The 18,889-nt window shown below is 68.5% G+C and carries 17 protein-coding genes; 1 reads left to right on the top strand and 16 read right to left on the bottom strand.

Going from position 1 to position 18,889, the window contains the following annotated elements; all coding sequences use genetic code 11:
• Nucleotides 1–69: 69 nt before the first annotated feature.
• The 16 genes from E2L08_RS07250 to rfbC form a co-directional block, all read right to left on the bottom strand.
• Nucleotides 70–1,419: a sigma-54-dependent transcriptional regulator gene (locus tag E2L08_RS07250; RefSeq protein ID WP_133396404.1), complete on the bottom strand. Its 1,350-nt coding sequence runs from the start codon at nucleotides 1,417–1,419 to the stop codon at nucleotides 70–72.
• Nucleotides 1,416–3,299, bottom strand: coding sequence for a sensor histidine kinase (locus E2L08_RS07255; protein ID WP_133396405.1), 1,884 nt, complete (start codon nucleotides 3,297–3,299; stop codon nucleotides 1,416–1,418). Before E2L08_RS07255 ends, E2L08_RS07250 begins: the two co-directional genes overlap by 4 nt.
• Nucleotides 3,300–3,357: 58 nt before the next feature.
• Nucleotides 3,358–5,619 carry a TRAP transporter permease gene (locus E2L08_RS07260; RefSeq protein WP_133396406.1) on the bottom strand — a complete coding sequence of 754 codons (2,262 nt, stop codon included), beginning with the start codon at nucleotides 5,617–5,619 and terminating at the stop codon, nucleotides 3,358–3,360.
• 117 nt (nucleotides 5,620–5,736) lie between these two features.
• Nucleotides 5,737–6,720, bottom strand: coding sequence for a TAXI family TRAP transporter solute-binding subunit (locus tag E2L08_RS07265; RefSeq protein ID WP_133396407.1), 984 nt, complete (start codon nucleotides 6,718–6,720; stop codon nucleotides 5,737–5,739).
• A gap of 314 nt (nucleotides 6,721–7,034) precedes the next feature.
• On the bottom strand, nucleotides 7,035–7,796 hold the full coding sequence (locus tag E2L08_RS07270) for a hypothetical protein (RefSeq protein WP_133396408.1): 762 nt from the start codon (nucleotides 7,794–7,796) through the stop codon (nucleotides 7,035–7,037).
• Between the two features lie 48 nt (nucleotides 7,797–7,844).
• Nucleotides 7,845–8,126 carry a DUF2793 domain-containing protein gene (locus E2L08_RS07275; protein WP_133396409.1) on the bottom strand — a complete coding sequence of 94 codons (282 nt, stop codon included), beginning with the start codon at nucleotides 8,124–8,126 and terminating at the stop codon, nucleotides 7,845–7,847.
• A gap of 102 nt (nucleotides 8,127–8,228) precedes the next feature.
• Complete coding sequence (locus E2L08_RS07280) at nucleotides 8,229–8,609, bottom strand: Na+/H+ antiporter subunit G (RefSeq protein WP_133396410.1); 381 nt, start codon at nucleotides 8,607–8,609, stop codon at nucleotides 8,229–8,231.
• Complete coding sequence (locus E2L08_RS07285; RefSeq protein WP_133396411.1) at nucleotides 8,606–8,875, bottom strand: K+/H+ antiporter subunit F; 270 nt, start codon at nucleotides 8,873–8,875, stop codon at nucleotides 8,606–8,608. The genes E2L08_RS07280 and E2L08_RS07285 overlap by 4 nt, the downstream gene beginning before the upstream one ends.
• Nucleotides 8,872–9,375: a Na+/H+ antiporter subunit E gene (locus E2L08_RS07290; protein ID WP_133396480.1), complete on the bottom strand. Its 504-nt coding sequence runs from the start codon at nucleotides 9,373–9,375 to the stop codon at nucleotides 8,872–8,874. The genes E2L08_RS07285 and E2L08_RS07290 overlap by 4 nt, the downstream gene beginning before the upstream one ends.
• Complete coding sequence (locus E2L08_RS07295) at nucleotides 9,375–10,967, bottom strand: monovalent cation/H+ antiporter subunit D (protein WP_133396412.1); 1,593 nt, start codon at nucleotides 10,965–10,967, stop codon at nucleotides 9,375–9,377. The genes E2L08_RS07290 and E2L08_RS07295 overlap by 1 nt, the downstream gene beginning before the upstream one ends.
• Nucleotides 10,964–11,341, bottom strand: a complete 378-nt coding sequence (locus E2L08_RS07300; RefSeq protein WP_133396413.1) for a Na+/H+ antiporter subunit C — start codon at nucleotides 11,339–11,341, stop codon at nucleotides 10,964–10,966. The genes E2L08_RS07295 and E2L08_RS07300 overlap by 4 nt, the downstream gene beginning before the upstream one ends.
• A 1-nt stretch (nucleotide 11,342) precedes the next feature.
• Complete coding sequence (locus E2L08_RS07305) at nucleotides 11,343–14,198, bottom strand: monovalent cation/H+ antiporter subunit A (RefSeq protein WP_133396414.1); 2,856 nt, start codon at nucleotides 14,196–14,198, stop codon at nucleotides 11,343–11,345.
• A 61-nt stretch (nucleotides 14,199–14,259) separates the two neighbouring features.
• Nucleotides 14,260–15,144 (bottom strand): glucose-1-phosphate thymidylyltransferase RfbA, encoded by an 885-nt coding sequence (gene rfbA / locus E2L08_RS07310; RefSeq protein WP_133396415.1) that lies wholly within the window; start codon nucleotides 15,142–15,144, stop codon nucleotides 14,260–14,262.
• Nucleotides 15,141–15,977 carry a dTDP-4-dehydrorhamnose reductase gene (gene rfbD / locus E2L08_RS07315; protein ID WP_133396416.1) on the bottom strand — a complete coding sequence of 279 codons (837 nt, stop codon included), beginning with the start codon at nucleotides 15,975–15,977 and terminating at the stop codon, nucleotides 15,141–15,143. The genes rfbA and rfbD overlap by 4 nt, the downstream gene beginning before the upstream one ends.
• Nucleotides 15,974–17,011 carry a dTDP-glucose 4,6-dehydratase gene (gene rfbB / locus E2L08_RS07320; protein WP_133396417.1) on the bottom strand — a complete coding sequence of 346 codons (1,038 nt, stop codon included), beginning with the start codon at nucleotides 17,009–17,011 and terminating at the stop codon, nucleotides 15,974–15,976. Before rfbB ends, rfbD begins: the two co-directional genes overlap by 4 nt.
• A complete protein-coding gene (rfbC, locus tag E2L08_RS07325) occupies nucleotides 17,008–17,568 on the bottom strand; it encodes a dTDP-4-dehydrorhamnose 3,5-epimerase (RefSeq protein WP_133396481.1) in 561 nt (186 codons plus the stop codon). The genes rfbB and rfbC overlap by 4 nt, the downstream gene beginning before the upstream one ends.
• Before the next feature lie 159 nt (nucleotides 17,569–17,727).
• Between rfbC and glf the strand changes: the two genes are divergently transcribed.
• Nucleotides 17,728–18,876 (top strand): UDP-galactopyranose mutase, encoded by a 1,149-nt coding sequence (gene glf, locus E2L08_RS07330; protein WP_133396418.1) that lies wholly within the window; start codon nucleotides 17,728–17,730, stop codon nucleotides 18,874–18,876.
• The last annotated feature ends 13 nt before the right edge of the window (nucleotides 18,877–18,889 follow it).

Consider the following 18,889-nt stretch of genomic DNA (forward strand, 5'->3'; position numbering starts at 1 on the left):
CGGTCAAACCGTTTCACGCCCCCGTCATTTGCGCAACAGCGCGGCGCGGCCCGGTGCGGGAAAGGACGGTCAGTCGCGGTCGTCTTCGAGACCCTGATCGCCCCGGTCCAGATCGTGCCGCTGCATTTTCTCGTAGAGCGTCCGCCGCGAGATCCCGAGCGATTCATAGGTGGGCCGCAGCCGTCCGCCATGCGATGCGATGGCCCCGGCGATCAGGTCACGCTCATAGGCCCGCATCCGGTCGGCCAGCGTGGCGGTGCCGGGGGGTGCGTCGCGCGCCTCGAGGTCGAACTCCAGCCCCAGCACGTAGCGTTCGGCGGCGTTCGACAGCTCGCGTACATTGCCGGGCCAGTCGCGCTGCGCGAGGCTGGCCAGCACATGCGGTGGAATGTCGGGCAGCGGCCGCCCATAGCGCCGCGCCGCCTCGTCGCAAAGCTCGACGAACAGGGTCGGGATATCCTCGCGCCGTTCGCGCAGCGGCGGGAACCGGACCTGCGCCGTGCCCAGCAGGTAGAACAGGTCGGCGCGGAACGTCCCCGCCGCGCAGGCCGCGGCAAGGTCGGTCTTGGCCAGCGCGACGACGCGCATGTCGACCGGCCGCGGATCGTTCGAGCCGAGCCGGGTAACGCTGCGATGTTGCAGCACATGCAGCAGCTTGGGTTGCAGATGCAGCGGCAGGCTGTCGATCTCGTCGAGGCACAGCACCCCGCCCGAGGCATGTTCGATCCGGCCGAACCGCGACCTGAGCGCGCCGGGAAACGCCCCCGCCTCGTGGCCGAACAGCTCGTTCTCGATCAGCGCCTCGGGCAGCGCGCCGCAGTTGATATGCACGAACTCGCGCCCCGCCCGCGCGCTCAGCGCGTGGATGCGGCGGGCCGCGCGTTCCTTTCCGGCGCCGGTCTCGCCCCAGATCAGCACGTCGACATCGGTATCGGCCAGCGCGTCGATCCGCCGGGCCAGCGCGGCCATCGGCCCGCTGCGCGTGACCAGCCGCGCGGGGGCGGGGGCGTCCTGCGCCAGCGCGCGGCGCAGGGCGCGGTTCTCGAGGCTCAGCCGGCGCTTTTCCAGCGCGCGACGGACCCGTTCGATCAGGTCGTCGGGCTCGAAGGGCTTTTCGACGAAATCATAGGCCCCGTCGCGCATCGAGGCGACGGCAAGCTCGATATCGCCGTGCCCCGTGACCAGGATCACCGGAAAATCCGGGTCGATCCCCAGCGCGCGGGCCATCAGCTCGGTGCCGTCCATGACGGGCATGCGGATATCGGTCACGAGTACCGCGTCGGCGTCGTGATCCACCGCGGCCAGCGCGGCGCGGGGATCGGAGAAACAGCGGTGCGGCAGGTCGGCGAGTTCGAGCGCCTGCGCGACCGCGATGCGGATATGTTCCTCGTCGTCGACGAACAGGACGGTTCCGGTCATGCGGTCCGCCCGCCTTCGGGATCGGGCGCGCGGCGCAAACGCACGCGGAACTCGGCCCCGCCCTCGGGATGGGTGCGGGCGGCCAGCGTGCCGCCGAAATCCTCGACGATATTGTACGAGATCGACAGCCCCAGACCCAGTCCCCGCCGGTCGGCGCGGGCGGTGAAGAACGGCTCGAACATCTGGTCGGCCGTCAGCGGGTCGAGCCCCGGCCCCCGGTCGCGCACGGCGATGAACAGCATGTCGCCCGCGCCATCTTCGGCGCCCATCGCGATCTCGATGCGGGGATCCTCGACATCCTCCATGGCCGCGACGGCATTGTTGAGGATGTTGACCAGCACCTGTTGCAGCCGCACCTCGCCGCCCATCGTCCAGAGCGGATCGTCGGGCGCGTCGACCGACACCTCGACCTTGCGGGCGCGCAGGGTCGGCGCCATCAGCTCGAGCGCCTGCTCGACCACGCGGCACAGCCGGACCGGCACCAGCGCATCGCCGGGACGACGGGCGAAATTGCGCAGATGGGTCGAGATCCGCGCCACCCGGTCCGTCATCTGCGAGATCCGCAGCACGTTCTCGCGCGCATCGGCGATGCGGTCGCGGTCGAGAAAGGTCGCCGCGTTCGAGGCGTAGGACTTGATCGCGGCAAGCGGCTGGTTGATCTCGTGCGACAGCGCTGCCGACATCTTGCCCAGCGCGGCGAGCTTTCCGGCTTGCACGAGGTGTTCCTGCGTTTCCTTGAGCCGCGTCTCGGCATTGCGGCGCTCGGCGATCTCGCGGCGCAGCAGCCGGTTGGTCGCGTCGAGCTGGGCCGTCCGCTCGAGCACCCGCGCCTCGAGCCGGTCGCGCGCGCGATGTGCCGAACGCTCGATCTCGCGGCGGCGCAGGATCCATTGCGCCAGCACCACCCCGAAGAACACGAGCGCAAGCGCCCCCGCCACGCCGCTCAGCAGCGTGCGGCGGGCCTGCGCGGTCAGCGGCGCGAGCGGTTTCAGCACGATGGCGTGCCAGCCGGGCAGCGCGACCGGGGCCGACGAGACGAGATAGGTCTCGCGCGCCTCGCCCGTCCCGATGCCGATGCGCACCACCCCGTCGGACAGGGGGCTCAGCGTCGTCTCGAGCGGTCGCAGCCGGTCGAGCGGGAACTGCCGTGCCGCGGCGATCTTGGCGCGCTGTTCGTCGCGCAGCGGCGCGAGGGTGCGCAGCACCCAGTCGGGGCGCGAGGACAGGAACACCACGCCATAACCGTCCGCGATCGCGATCTCGCCGTTGAGATCGCGCCATCCCGCCGCGATCTCGCCCATGTCGACCCGCACCGCCAGCACGCCCACCACCTCGATCCCGTCCAGAACGGGGGTCGAGAACCAGAGGCTGCCGCTATCCGCCCCGACGCCCCCGCTATGGAAAAAGGCCGCCGCCCCCCGTGCCGCCGCGCGGAAATGCGGCTGATGGGCCAGCGTCGCGCCCACCGCGGGCTCGGGCGCGCGATAGCTTGCGGCGGCGATGACGCGACCGCTCGGGGCGGCCAGAACGATATCGCCGGCGCCGACCGCCCGCGCGGTCAGGCGCAACTGCTCGTTGGCAAAGGCGACCTGCGTCGCGCTGTCGGGATCGGCCAGCGCCGCGCGCAGATGCGGGCGGTCGGCCACCAGTTCGGGAACGGGGTCGAAGCGGCGCACGAGCTGGTCGATGGTCTGCACCACCAGCGACAGGGTCACCGCATCGGCTTGCCGCGCCTCGCGCTGAAGCCCGGACTCGATCCGGGGCAGGACGGTCAGCGCGGCGGCCAGCGCCAGGGCGGCGGCGACCAGCCCCGCCCCCAGCAGGGCAAGGCGCCGCCCTTGGGGAAAGGCGACGGGTCCGGGGGCGGCGGGGGCGCTCATCGCGCCATCGTGGCCGCAGGGCGGGCGCGAAGGCAAGCCTGCACGCGCCCGCCGCCGATCACGGGTTCACGGTCTCGCGCCGCGTCGCGCGGGCGAGCACGAACAGGATCGCCGCGCCGGTGACGCCGATCAGGTCGCTGACGAGCCCGCCCTCGATCATGAACAGCGCGACGACGATCAGCCCGGTGCGGATGACCGGGTTCGCCCGGCCGCCCGACCACCAGCCCTGCACGCCCGACGACAGCAGGAACACTCCGAACACGGCGGTCGCACCCGCGCGCAGGATCTCGGGCCACGAGCCGTCCATCAGCAGAGCGCTGTTGTAGAAGAACATGAAGGGCACGATGAAGGCCGAGATGCCGATCTTGAACGACGCGGCCGATGTGGCCATCGGGTTCGCCCCCGAGATCCCCGCCGCGGCATAGCTCGCCAAGGCGACCGGCGGCGTGATCGCCGAGACGACCGCGAAGTAGAACACGAAGAAATGCGCGGTCAGCGTCGGGATGCCGAGCTGCACGAGACCGGGCGCCACGACCGAGGCCGCGACCGCGTAGGCCGCTGTCGTCGGCATCCCCATGCCCAGCAGGATCGAGATGCACATGGCGAAGAACAGCGCGAGCAACTGGTTCGCATCCGCGATGTTGAGCAGCACCGACGAGAACCGCGCGCCCACCCCGGTCAGGCTGATGACGCCCACGATGATGCCCGCGCAGGCGCAGACGGCGATGATCTGGATCGACATCACCCCCGCGATCTCGAAGGCGCGCGCGACGGATTTCGGCCCCATGCGATAGGGCGTGAGCCAGGACACGACGGCCGCGGCGGCGGTGGCATAGGTGCCCGCCCGGATGACCGAGTATCCCATGAACAGCGCGGCGATCAGGATGACGATGGGCAGGAACAGGAACACCCGCCGGATCATGTCCTTGAACCGCGGAAGCTCGTCCTCGCGCATCCCGCGCATTCCCAGCTTGGCGGCCTCGAAATCGACCATGAAATAGATCGACACGAAGTAGAGGATCGCCGGGATGATCGCCGCGATGGCGATGTCGGTATAGGGGATGCCGGTGATCTCGGCCATGATGAAGGCGCCGGCCCCCATGATGGGCGGCATGATCTGGCCCCCGGTGCTGGCGGCCGCTTCGACGGCGCCGGATGTCGTGGGCTTGTATCCGACCTTTTTCATGAGCGGGATCGTCAGCGACCCGGTCGCGACGACGTTGCCCGCGCTGGTCCCGTTGATCATCCCCATCAGTCCGCTGGCAAAGATCGCGACCTTGGCCGGCCCGCCACGCGCACGGCCGGCGGCGGCGAAGGCGAAGTTGACGAAATAGTCGCCCACCTTGGACGCCTGGAGGAAGGCGGCGAAGATGATGAACAGGATGATGTAGGTCGAGCTCACGGCCGTGGTCGGCCCGAGGATGCCGGCATCGGTATAGACCTGGCTGAAGAACCGCGCCCAGTCGATATCGGGCGCGTTGAGAAAGCCCGGCAGCAGGTCGCCCACGAAGACGTAGACGAGAAACACCCCCGCGATCACGATGAGCGCGAGCCCCGCGACGCGGCGCGTCAGCTCCATGATGAGGGCGGTGCCCGCGATCGAGGCGAGGCTCATGCCGATGGGCGCGAATGGCGTCCCGGTCGAGTTGCGCATGAGCGTGCCGAAGATCGTGATGAGATAGATCGCCACGGCGATGCCGCAGGCGGCCAGCACGATATCGGCGGGCGAGATGGCGCCCCGCATGCGCGGCCGCACCCAGCCCAGCACGATGCCCCCGGCCGTCGCGGCCAGAAGCGGCACGCCGAAATGCCAGGTCTCGCGCTGGCGGATCGTCTCGTCGATCCCGTTCCACATGGCCCCGCCCGCGATGTCGGCGGCAAAGCCCAGCGCCGTCCAGCACGCGTAGAGCGCGGCCAGCAGCAGCCCCCAGGCCGCGAAATCCAGCGGATGGCGCGTGCCGCCATCCTCGTCGGGAAAGCTGCGCGCCGAGTAGAGCACGAAGCCCAGGGCCAGCGCGCCCGCGACATGCACGATGCGAAAGTTCCACGTCTCCATCGGGAAGGTCGGCAGGAACGGGATCTCGATCCCCGTCCAGCCCGAGATCGACCAGCCGTTCAGCGCCGCCATGTGAAACAGCGCGTAGAGCCCCGAAAGCACGGCGACGGCCATGTATGTGCGCCCCTCGAAGAGGCGGCGGTTGCCCTCGACGGGCTCGTCGTCGATGCCTTCGGCGATGACGGGCGTCTGCGTCAGCCCGTCGCTGCGGTCGTCGAGGCGCCGTTCGGCGCCGGCGGTTCCGTCACGTTCGTCTTGTGTCATGTCTGGGTTCCCCTCCCGCCGCGCCCGCCGCGGCCAGGGACGCCTCGCGCCGTCGGTCGGCGGGCGTCCTGCGTGCCGAAGGCCGCGGGGGCCTTCGGCGGTCCCGTCTCGCGGCGATCAGTTGCCGTGGATCTGGTCGTCCGGGATATCGGCGCCGGCATTCTCGATGAACCACTTTGCCGCGCCCGGATGCCAGGGCAGCACGCCGGCGTTCTTGTCCCAGTTCTCGGGTAGGGTCGACCGGGCCGCGCGGTGGATGTTCATCATCCGCTCGTTATCCGACATCACCACGTCGACCACCGCGTTCACAAAGCTCTCGGGCAGGTCGCAATTGGCGATGGCGAAGTTCCACATCGACACCGAACGCGCATCCTCCTCGAGGGTGGAATAGGTGTTCGCCGTGATATCGAAGGCCGATACCGGAAAGGCATCCATGATCTTCTGCTGCTCTTCCTCGGTGAACTCGATGATGTTCACGTCGGTCTGCACCTCGAGCTGGCTGACGGCGGGGACCGGAACGCCCGCGGCAAAGGCGATCACGTCCAGAAGCCCGTCCTGAAGCTGCCCGCCGAGATCCGACCAGCCGCCATTGCGACGCTCGAAATCGACGCCGAGCTCTTCCATCATGCGCGGGAAATAGGTGTCCGAGGTCGAGCCGGCGGGGCCGAAGCCGATCCGCGCCCCTTCGGGAATGTCCGAGATGCTCTCGATCCCCGAAGACGACAGCGCCGTGACCGAGAACGGCGTCTGGTACATCGGGAACATGGCGCAGGCATTCGTCATCTGAAGACCCGGCGCGATCGGGTTGGTGCCGTCGATCGACTCGCGCGCGGGGCCCATCGTCGTCATGCCGAAGGCCGCGTCGCCGGTATGGACCAGCGCCATGTTCTGCATCGGACCGCCCGTGACCTCTCCGCCGCCGGTCAGGCCCAGCTCTTCGGCGACGAGGTTGGCCCAGCCCGAGCCATAGGCGAAATAGGTGCCGCCCTGGCTGGCCGTGCCGACCGTAAAGCTCTCGGGCCAGCCGGTGCGATCCTCATGATTGTCGGCGAGCGCCGGGGCCGCGGCAAGCGTCGCTGCGGCGAGATAGATGGTCTTCATGGTGGTCCTCCCTTTCACGTCATGACCCAAGGCCTGTCGTGTCGTCGGGAAAACCGGAAGCGTCCATCGCGGATTTCCGGGTCCGAAGGCCCGTTTATCCGCGGCGATGTGCGGGATCCCGCGCATCCGGCCCACAAGCTGTGCCGTCCTTCGCGCAACCCCGCCTCCCGACGCATCCCGGCCGACCGCCGACGCGACCGGGCCGTGTCGCGATCCTTGGACGGGACGGGGCGGGAATCAAGCCTCGCGGGCCTGCGGCCAAGCCGCGACACCGCGGGGCAGGGGTCCGCCGCGGCCGCGGCGGACCCGGTCCGTCATGCCCAGCGGCCGACCGCCACCGCGTGTATCCCGTCGATCTGGAGGTTCTGCGCCGTCGCGAACACCGCGCCGATATGCGCCTCGAGCGACGTCACGGACCCCGTGCCCGACATCGCCACCGCGCGGCGGGCCGAGGCGTCGGACCAGCGCGCGGGATCGAGCGGCAGGCTCATCGTCACCGCGGGCGCGGCGGCGAAGGGGCGCGGAAAGCTCCAGACGACATCGCCCAACTCGCCGATCACATCCATGTCGAGCGCATCGGTCCAGCAGACCTGGCTCCCGTCGGCAAAGCGCAGCACATGGCCCTGGGGCGTCTCGTCGCGCTCGATCAGGGCGCCGGTGGGCTGACCGTCGGCCAGGGCGACCGCGCCCACCGCGTTGCCCGGCCCATAGCCCCAATCGGCCCGCATCAGGCGACCCGGCGTCGTGTCGCCCGGATTCTGCTGGATCGCCGCGCCGCTGACGCTGGCATCGCCGGGGTCGATCCGCAGCGCCTCGGTCCAGGCGGTGCCATCGGGGCTGACCTTGACGCTCAGCGCGTCCGATCCGGCCAGACCGATCTCGGCGCGGCCCGACCAGTCCGATTGCAGGCACAGGCTGGCCGTGTCGCCCGGACCCGCCTTGTTGATCGTGAGACGGTGATCGCCGCCGTCATGCGACAGCGCCGAGGCATTGGCCGCCACGACGAGACGCGTGTGATCGTCGGCCGCCGCGTTCACCCCCATCGTGACCGGCGTGCCGAGGCCGAAGCTCGGCACGATCCACGCCCCGCCCGAAAAGACCCGCAACGCGCCGAGCGTCGCGTCCTAGCCACGCCACCCTTCGGCGGGCAGGTGGAACCTCCATCCGGCCCCCTCGCGGACCGCGATGGCCCCGTCCTGCCCCGCCCAGTCCTCCGCGGCGGCCGCGCCCACGACATGCGCCTCGCCGGAGGTGGCGTCCTGCGGCGGCCGGCTGGCGCCGACGCTGCGAAAGACGAGCTGGGTCAGCGAATCGAGGGTCTGGATCGCCTCGTTATGGGTGACGTGCTTTTGCGCCTGCGCGGGCATGATGAAGGGCAGGCCAAGCCGGGCCGAGTGCTGGAACATGGAAATCCTCCGAGGGCTGCATGGGGTGCGTGTGCCCTCAGAGGTATGGCAAGGCAGGTAAATTGCGGTGCAAGCGACCGTTCGACGGAGTGTAAAACCCCGTTAAGCCTTGGGCTCGGGAATGTCCTCGAGCTCGACATCGTTGGTGCCCCAGACCTCGTCCGGCGAGGGCGCGGGCGGCCGGTCGCAGGTGCGGCCGTGAATGGCCACCTTGGCGATGAAATTGGCCGAGATCGGCGCGGTGAGAAACAGGAACACCATGATGAGGATCTCGTTCACCGAGACCTCTCCGGCAGCGGCCTCGTGCAGCATGGCGGCCGCCAGCAGCGACCCCACGCCCATCGTCGCGGCCTTGGTGGGGGCATGAAGCCGCTTCATCGGGTCGTCGAGCTTGAGCAGCCCGTAAGAGCCCACGATGGTGAACATCGCCCCCAGCAACAGGGCGATGACCGTCGCCCATTCCAGTATGGCTTGCAGGATCATTCGATGATGTCCCCCCGCAGCACGAAGCGCGCATAGGCGACCGTCGAGACGAAACCCAGCATCGCGAAAAGCAGCGCGCCCTCGAAATAGATATTCGTGCCCTGCGCCAGCCCCAGCAGCACGATCAGGCCGATGGCATTCACGACCATCGTATCGAGCGCGAGGATGCGATCCCCCGAGGACGGGCCGATCACCAGCCGCACCATGGCCAGAACCTGCGCCAGCGCGACGGCGACCAGCGCGATCGTCAAAGCGATGTCGATCATTCGAAAATCTCCTTCAGCCTGCGCTCGTAGCGATGCTTGATCTCGCGCGCGGTCTGCTCGGGGGCGGGCGCGTCCAGCGCGTGAACCAGGAGGTATCGGCCCGATTGCGACAGGTCCGCGGACACGGTTCCGGGCGTCAGCGTGATGGTCCCGGCGAGCACGGCGACAGCCTCGGGGTGGCGGATCTCGAGCGGAATGACGATCCAGTTCGACTGCATCGACCGGTTCGAGCGGAACAGCACGATCCAGGCCACCTCGAAATTGGCGAGCAGGATGTCCCACAGCACGATGAAGACATAGGCGATGAACCTGAGCGGCGAGCGCATCATCGGCCGGTCGGGCCAATAGGCGGCCGTCACGATGGGAACGAGGATGCCGAGCAGCAGCCCCAGGAACAGGTTTCCGAGGCTGACGCTGGCCGTCAGCAGACACCACGTCAACAGCAACACGACCGTCAGCGCGGGGTGGGGAAAGATCAGGTGCAGCAGGCCGCGTTGCATCATTCCGCCTCCTCCGTGTCGGGATCGGTGTCGTCATAGCCGCCCGACAGGTCCTTGCCGGTCGAGGACATGACCGCCTCGATATAGGGGGCGGGGTTCATGAGCGCCGCCGCCGTGGTCTCCATATAGCGCAGCATCGGGCCGGCGGCCGCGGTGATCGCGACCAGCGCGGCCAGCAAAAGCCCGACCGACACGAGTTCCAGCCGCGTGGGGCGGTCGTCGGGATCGGTAGCCGGGGCCGCGTGATCCGCCGCCTCGCCGGTAAGTTCGTGCGATTTCCAGAACACCGCGCTGCCCGCGCGGCTGAACCCGATCACCGCGACGAGCGACGAGCCCAGAACGACGGCCCAGACCCACCACACCAGCGGCGAGGCATAGCTCGCATCGAGGACCAGCAGCTTGCCTATGAACCCCGAAAGCGGCGGCAGGCCCGCCATCGCGATGGCCCCGGCAAAGAAAAGCCCCGCCACCGCCGCCTCGCTCGGAATCGGCCCGCGCGGGTTCAGCGACAGGTCGTCGTGCCGCAGGCCGCGCTTGACGAGGTCGACGGTCAGAAACAGCAGACCCGTCGCAAAGGTCGAATGCGCGATGTAGTAAAGCGCCGCGGCGATCCCCGTTTCGGTAAAGACCGCGATGGCCGACGCGACCATGCCCATCGAGCCCACGACCGAAAAGGCCACCAGCCGGTCGAGCCGCTTGGCCCCCAGCACGCCCACCATGCCGATCACGATGGAAGCCAGCGCCACGGGCATCAGCCACACGGTATGCAGGCCCTGCGTCACGTCCAGGTAGGGCGGAAAGAACAGCGTGTAGGCGCGGATGATCGCGTAGGCGCCGACCTTGGTCATGATGGCAAAGAACGCGGCGACGGGGCCGGGCGCGTTGGCATAGCTGCCCGGCAGCCAGAATTGCAGCGGCGCGATGGCGCCCTTGAGCGCAAAGACCATCAGCAGCAGCACCGCCGCGACCCGGATGCCGGCGTCCTCACCCGGCGGGATGGCGGCGATCCGCCCGGCGAGATCGGCCATGTTGAGCGTGCCGGTCTCGGCATAGATCGTGCCCAGCGCGAACAGGAACAGCGTCGAGCCGAGCAGGTTGTAGAGCACGTATTGCGTGCCCGCACGCAGCCGCGCCCGCCCGCCCGCATGCACCATCAGGCCGTAGGACGCGATCAGCAGGATCTCGAAAAAGACGAACAGGTTGAAGGCGTCTCCGGTCAGGAAGGCGCCCATGACGCCCATCACCTGCAGCTGGAACAGCGCGTGCAGGTGCCGCCCCCTCTCGTCCCAGCGCGCGCCGATGGCATAGAGCACGACCGGCAGCGTCAGCAGCGCCAGCAGCAGCGTCATGTAGGTCGACAGCCGGTCGGCCACGAGCACGATCCCGAAGGGCGCGGCCCAGTTGCCCAGCGTATAGACGTCGACCGTGCCGTCGGAGGCGCGCCAGGCCAGCCCCGCGCAAATGACGACCAGCGCCACCGACGAGGCCACCGACAGGACGCGCTGGATCTGGACGTGATACCGCGCCAGCAGGATGATGACGGCCGCCACCAGCGCCGGGAGGACGACGGGCAGGGTGATCCAGTGACTCATGAGGCGGTTCCGTCCCCGTCTTGCTCGTTCCGGGCCGTATCGGGCCCCCTGCCGCGGATGCCGTTGATGCGGTCGTCATCCCCCGCGAGATAGGCGGCCAGCGCGATTACGACCGCCACCGCCGTCATCCCGAACGAGATCACGATGGCGGTCAGCACCAGCGCCTGCGGCAGCGGGTCGGCGTAGTTCTCTGCTCCGTCCATCAGCACCGGCGGATAGCCGATGGTCAGGCGCCCCGACGAGAACAGGAACACGTTGACCGCGTAGGTCAGCAGCGAGATTCCGACGATCACCGGAAAGGTGCGCAACCGCAGGACAAGGTAGGTGCCGGCCGCGGTCATGACGCCGATGGCGCTGGCGACGAGATATTCCATGTCAGGCGCTCTCTGCTTCGGGGTCGCGGGACGGGTCGATGCTGATGGCGTGGTCTTCCTTCATGCGGTCGCTGCGCTGCGCGAGCTTGGAGAAGCTCTCGAGCGACAGCATCACCGCGCCCAGCACCGCGAGGAACACCCCGAGGTCGAAGGCCATGGCCGTCGCCAGCTCGAACTCCTCCATCGGGGGGATGCGGAAATATCCGAAAGCCGATGTCAGGAAGGGCTGACCGACGAACCACGATCCGACCCCGGTCAGCGCCGCGATCCCGATGCCCGCACCGATGATCCCGTGATAGGGGTATCGCTGCCGGTCCGTCGCCCATTCATAGCCCGAGGCCATGTATTGCATGACCACCGCGATGGCAAAGACGAGCCCGGCGATGAATCCGCCCCCCGGCGCGTTATGGCCCCGCAGGAAGATATAGATGCCGACCATCAGCGCCACGGGCATCAGGAACCGCGTCAGCACCACCATCATCAGCGGATGCTGGTTCCCCGCGAGCGGCTTGTCGGGGCGGCGATTGATCAGCCGCGCCCGGATTGGGCCGTTCAGCGCTATTTCCGTCAGGGCATAGATCACCAGCGCCGCGATCCCCAGCACGACGATCTCGCCGAAGGTGTCGAAGCCGCGGAAATCCACGAGGATCACGTTCACGACGTTGTCGCCGCCGCCGCCCTTGTAGCTGTTGGCGAGGTGATACTCGGATATCGAGGGCTCGACGAAATCGCGCAGCATCAGGTGCGCCGACAGCCCCGCGGTGCCGAGCCCCGCGGCGATCGCCACGACCCCGTCGCGCAGCTTGCGGCCCGTCCCGCTTTCGCGCGGGGTGCGGTTGGGCAGGAAGTTCAGCGCGAGCAGCAGCAGGATGATCGTCACCACCTCGACCGAGATCTGCGTCATGGCAAGGTCGGGCGCGCTGAAATAGGCAAAGCCGACCGACACCATCAGCCCGGCGATCCCCATCAGGATCAGCGCGAAGAACCGGTTTCGGTGAAAGGCGACCAGCGCCAGCGTCGCGGCGACCAGCATCAGCCATCCGGCGACGGCCACGGCATTGACCGGCGTCATCTCGCGCGTGCTGCCGCCCGGCGCCCCGGTGGCCCAAGCGTACCAGGCCGCCCCGACCACCGCGACCATGAAGAACGCCGCATAGCGCGAGAAACTGCCGTTATGCAGCTTGAGCGTGACGAGTTCGGCCGTCGAGACGAGCGCGGCGATGATCGCGTCGAAGATCGACTTGGCATAGGGTATTGGCGACGCGGCCCAAAGCCGCGCTAGCGGCGAATAGAGCGCCAGCACCACCAGCCCGCCGACCACCGCGATGCCCGACATGGCCAGCGGCACGTTCACGCCGTGCCAGATCGCGAAATGGTAGTCCGGCGTTTCGGCCGCGCCGCGGATCACGGCCCCGGTGATGAAGAAGATGGCGGGCTCGGCCAGGGTGGGCAGGATGCCGATGACGAGGACCAGCACCGCGAGGATCGCGGGCGGCGCCCACATGCCGAAGGGCGGATCGTGCGGGTGGCTGGGGTAATCGTCCCGCACCGGCCCGAAAAAGCCGTGCGCGATCAGCCGGAACGAATAGGCCGCCGAGAACAGCGCGCCGATGACGGCCAGCACCGGGACCAGCCATTCGGGGCCGGCGATCTGCGTCTTGAGCGTCTCCTTGAGCATCATCTCTTTGGACAGGAACCCGTTGAAGAGCGGGATGCCCGCCATGGACAGCGCGGCCACCGTGGTGATGACAAAGGTGATGGGCATGAGCTTGCGCAGCCCCCCCAGCGCCGGAAGCTGCCGCGTATGCGCCTCGTGATCCACGATTCCCGCCGTCATGAAGAGCGAGGCCTTGAACGTCGCATGATTGAGGATGTGGAACATCGCCGCCAGCACGCCGAACGACGTGCCCGTGCCCAGCAGCATGGTGATGAGCCCCAGGTGGCTGATCGTCGAAAAGGCGAGCAGCGCCTTGAGGTCGTCCTTGAACAGCGCGACGATGGCGCCGATCACCATCGTGATCAGCCCCGCCCCCGTGACGAGATAGAACCACGCCTCGGTGCCCGACAGCACCGGCCACATGCGGGCCATGAGGAAGATGCCCGCCTTGACCATGGTGGCGGAGTGGAGATACGCCGACACCGGGGTCGGGGCCGACATTGCGTGCGGCAGCCAGAAATGGAACGGGAACTGCGCCGACTTGGTGAAACAGCCCAGCAGGATCAACAGCAGCGCCGGCAGGTAGAGGGGCGATTGCTGGATCGCCTCGCGGTTGTCGAGGATGACGCTCAGCTCGAAGCTGCCGGCGATCCGGCCAAGCAGCAGCATCCCGCCGATCATCGCCAGCCCGCCCATGCCCGTGACGGTCAGCGCCATCCGCGCGCCCTGCCGTCCGGCGGGCAGGTGTTTCCAGTATCCGATGAGCAGGAAGGACGAGAGCGACGTGAGTTCCCAGAACACCAGCAGCAGCAGGATGTTGTCGCTGAGCACGATCCCCACCATCGCGCCCTGGAACAGCAGCAGATAGGCAAAGAACTCGCCCATGTTGTCTTCGCGCGAGAGGTAGAACCGCGCGTAGGTGATGATGAGCAGGCCGATGCCGAGGATCAGCGCGGCAAAGAACAGGCCCAGCCCGTCCAGCATCAGCGCCGCGTTCAGCCCGATCTGCGGGATCCATGGCACCGAGGCCATCACGACCTCGCCCCCGATCACCGCCGGTGCCTGCGATATCAGACCGATCAGTGCCAATAACGTCGTGCCGAAGGTGACATAGGCGCAGGCGTTCCGCCCGGCCCTGACCATGAGACCCGGCAGCAGCGCGCCGATGAAGGGCACGGCGACGATCAGAAACAGGGACACGCGAGCTCCCGAGGTTGGTATTTTGTCGACACTATCCTAGGGGGAGCCCGTTCGGACAAGCTTAATCGGAAGCTGCCCGTTCGATCAGTCCCATGAGATAGGTACCGTAATCCGATTTTGCATGGTCGCGCGCCTGCGCGGCGAGGTCGTCCTCGGTGATCCAGCCATTGAGAAAGGCGATCTCTTCGGGGCAACCGACCTGCTGTCCCTGCCGCTCGGACAGGGTGCGGACAAAGTTCCCGGCATCGAGCAGGCTGCCATGCGTCCCTGTATCGAGCCACGCGAACCCCCGTCCCATCGTCTCGACCGTGAGCGCGCCGTCGGCGAGGTAACTTTCGAGCAGCGACACGATCTCGAGCTCGCCGCGGGCCGAGGGGCGCACCGCGCGCGCCCGCTCGGGCGCGGTGGCGTCGAGGAAATAGAGCCCCGTCACCGCAAAGGGCGACGGCGCGCGGGCCGGTTTCTCGACGATGGCGCGCACGGCGCCGGCCGTGTCGTAGTCGATGACGCCATAGCGTTCGGGGTCGGCGACCCTGTAGCCGAATATCGTGCCCCCCGCCGCCCGGCGGTCGGCGGCACGCAGGATATCGGGCAGGCCGTGGCCGAAAAAGATGTTGTCCCCGAGAATCATCGCCGAGGGCGCGCCGTCTAGAAACCCCTCGGCGATGGTATAGGCCTGCGCCAGACCCTCGGGGCGGGGCTGCACCAGGTAGCTCAGCGAGAGGCCCCAGCGCGATCCGTCGCCCAGCGCACGGCGGAATTGTTCGGCATCCTGCGGGGTGGTGACGACTGCGATCTCGCGGATGCCGGCCAGCATCAGCACGCTGATCGGGTAGTAGATCATCGGCTTGTCGTAGATCGGCAGGATCTGTTTCGAGACGCCGATGGTCACGGGATAAAGGCGGGTGCCGCTGCCGCCGGCGAGGATGATTCCCTTGCGTGTCATGCGGGCTCTTTCGTCACGATGCGTTCCAATGCGGCGCGCCAGTCGGGCGGCGAGAGGCCAAAGGCGTCCTCGGTCGCCGAACAGTCCAGCCGCGAGTTCAAAGGCCGCCTTGCGGGGGTCGGCCAAGCGGCGCTTGCGATAGGCTCGACCGTCGCGTCGCGGCCGGCCGCGGCGAGGATGGCGCGCGCGAACCCCGCCCAACTGATGAACGGGGCGCCCGCGACGTGCCAGATGCCGGGCGGATGGCCATGCGACAGCGCCTCGGCCACGCGCAGACAGGCCGTGGCCACCGCCTCGGCCGGCGTCGGCCCGCCGATCTGGTCGTCGACCACCCGGATGCTGTCCCCGCCCGCGGCGGCGCGCAGGATGGTTCCGACGAAATCCCTGCCGCCGTCCGAGAACACCCATGAGGTGCGGATCACCGCGCCGCCCGCCGCACGCACGCCCCTCTCGCCCGCGAGCTTGCTGCGCCCGTAGGCGTTGAGTGGCCCGGTCGGGCTGTCCGGACGCCAAGGGTCGGTGCCCGAGCCGTCAAAGACGTAGTCGGTCGAGACATGCACAAAGGGCAGACCCCGCCGCGCGGCGGCCCCGGCCATGGCGGCGGGGGCCTCGGCGTTGACGACATGGGCCGCGCCCTCCTGCGTCTCGGCGGCGTCGACGGCCGTCCATGCGGCGGCGTTCACCACCGCGTCGCACTCGGCCACGGCGACGATCCGGGCGCAGGCGCCGGGGTCCGACAGGTCGGCCGCCGCGCGGTCGAGACAGGTCACGCCCCGATGCCGCGCCAGCGCGCGGGCGACCTGGCCCGTCTTGCCGAACACCAGAACCTTCATCCCAGACCCAGCCTTTCCCCGACCCCGTCGCGGTCCAGCAGCGCGCGCCACCATGGCGCGTTGGCCAGGTACCATTCAACCGTGCGCGCCAGCCCCTCGTCCAGCGTGACCGACGGGCGCCAGCCCAGCTCGTCGCGGATGCGCGACGGGTCGATGGCATAGCGTAGATCGTGGCCGGGGCGGTCCGGCACGAAGGCGATCAGCCGGTCATGCGGTGCGCCCTCGGGGCGGCGCCGGTCGAGGATCGCGCAGATCCGGCGCACGATGTCGATATTCCGCGCCTCGGCCTCGCCGCCGATGGCATAGCTCCGCCCGACCGCGCCCCGCTCGAGAACCCGCAAAAGCGCCTCGGCGTGATCCTCGACGAACAGCCAGTCGCGCACGTTCTCGCCACGCCCGTAAACCGGGATGGGCTGGCCCGCGATCGCCCGGAGGATCGCCACGGGGATCAGTTTTTCGGGGAATTGGAACGGCCCGTAATTGTTCGAGCAATTCGTCAGCAGCACGGGCAGGCCGTAGGTCTCGGCCCAGGCACGCACGAGATGATCGGCGCCCGCCTTGGACGCGGCATAGGGGCTGTTGGGCGCATAGGGCGTCGTCTCATCGAACCGGCCCTCGGCGCCGAGCGTGCCGAACACCTCGTCGGTCGAGACATGCACGAAGCGAAATGTGCCGGGTCGGCCGGTCTCTTCCCACCAGCGGCGCGCGGCCTCGAGCAAAAACCCCGTGCCCCGAACGTTCGTGTCGATGAAGGCCGCGGGCCCGTCGATCGAGCGGTCGACATGGGTTTCGGCGGCAAGGTGCAGCACCGCGTCGGGGCGATGCCGGCGAAATATCGCGCCAAGCGCCGCGGCATCGCGGATATCGGCCCGCTCGAACACATAGCCCGGCGCGCCGGCAACCGAGGCGAGATTGGCCTCGCAGGCCGCATAGGTCAGCGCATCGAGATTGACGACCGAATGGCCGCGCGCAACCGCAAGGCGCACCACGGCCGAGCCGATGAACCCCGCGCCCCCGGTCACGAGCAGCTTCATGCGGCGAACCGAAAGGGCGTGGGCATGTCGGCCGACAGGGGCGCGGCGGCGTCGCGCGCCGAGACCACGGGCGGGCCGTCGAGCGCCCAGTCGATGCCAAAGGCCGGGTCGTCCCACTTGATCGCGCCATCGGCCTCGGGCGCATAGGCGGCCGAGCACTTGTAGACGATCTCGGTGTCGGGCGCACGCGTGACGAAGCCGTGCAGGATGCCCTCGGGCAGGAAAAGCTGCCGGCCGTTGGCGGCGCTCAACTCGACCGCGATCCACTGCCCGAAAGCGGGGCTGCCGGCGCGCCAGTCCACCGCCACATCCAGCAGCGCACCGCGCCCGCAGCGCGCCAGCTTGGCCTGGGCATGGGGCGGGGCCTGGTAATGCAGCCCGCGCAGCGTGCCCGCCCTGGCCGAGACCGAATGGTTGTCCTGCACGAAATCCACGTCGAACCCGTGATCGGCCATGTCGCGCCGCGACCATGTCTCGGCGAAGAAACCGCGCGCGTCGCCGTGACGCCGGGGGGTGATGATCGCGACGCCCGGCAGGGCGGTCCGCTCGACCTGTATCGGCAAGGCTGCATCCCTTTCGCCGCCCCGGCCAGACGGGGCTCGGCATTCCGGGCTGTAGCAAACCGGGGCGGGGCTGTCATGCGTCCCGTGCTGGACTTGACGCGGCGCCCTGCCTAGAGGGTTGCGTCATACCGGGGACGGGACGGGGGCGGATCCATGCATATCCTACTGGTCGGGGCGGGCCTTTCCGGGGCGGTGATCGCCCGCAAGCTGGCCGAGGCCGGGCATCGCGCGACGGTGATCGACGGGCGCGATCATATCGCGGGCAACTGCCATACCGAACGCGACCCCGAGACGGGCGTGATGGTGCATCGCTACGGCCCGCACATCTTTCATACCGACGACGAAGAGGTGTGGGACTACGTTCAGGGCTTCATGCGGTTCATGCCCTACAAGAACCGGGTCAAGACCACGTCGCAGGGCGCCGTCTATTCGCTGCCGGTGAACCTGCACACGATCAACCAGTTCTACGGGCGCACCATGCGCCCCGACGAAGCCCGCGCCTTCATCGAGGAACAGGCCGATACGTCCATCGAGGAGCCGCAGACCTTCGAGGAACAGGCGCTGCGTTTCGTCGGGCCGGATCTCTACGAGGCGTTCTTCAAGGGCTACACGGAAAAGCAATGGGGCTGCTCGCCGACCGAGCTTCCGGCGAGCATCCTCAAGCGGCTGCCGCTGCGCTTCAACTACGACGACAACTATTTCTCGCACCGGTTCCAGGGGATGCCCGAGCATGGCTATACCGAGATGGTATCGCGCATCCTCGATCACCCCGGCATCGAGGTGCATCTCCAGACGTGGTTCGACCCCGCGGCGGCGGGCGAATACGACCACGTCTTCTACTCGGGCGCGCTCGACGGGTATTTCGGCTATGCGCTGGGGCGGCTCGGCTACCGGACGCTCGATTTCAAGCGGTTCACCTATGACGGCGACTACCAGGGCTGCGCCGTGATGAATTACGGCGACCGGCAGGTGCCCTATACCCGCATCACCGAGCACAAGCATTTCAGCCCGTGGGAGACGCACGAGAAATCGACCTGCTACGAGGAATACTCGCGCGCCTGCACCCCCGAGGACGAGCCGTTCTATCCGATCCGCCTCGTGGACGAAAAGGCGCTTCTGGCCGATTACATCGCCCGCGCCGAAGAGACCGAGGGCGTGACCTTTGTCGGGCGGCTGGGCACCTATCGCTATCTCGACATGGACCGCACCATCCGCGAGGCGCTCGATACCGTCGCGGCCTATCTGTCCGACACCGCCCAGGGCCGCGCGCCGCGCGCCTTTTACCAGCCGCCCATGGGATAGGCGCGCGCGCCTT

This window comes from Palleronia sediminis (assembly GCF_004358695.1).
In the GTDB taxonomy this organism is placed as follows: Bacteria; Pseudomonadota; Alphaproteobacteria; order Rhodobacterales; family Rhodobacteraceae; genus Palleronia; species Palleronia sediminis.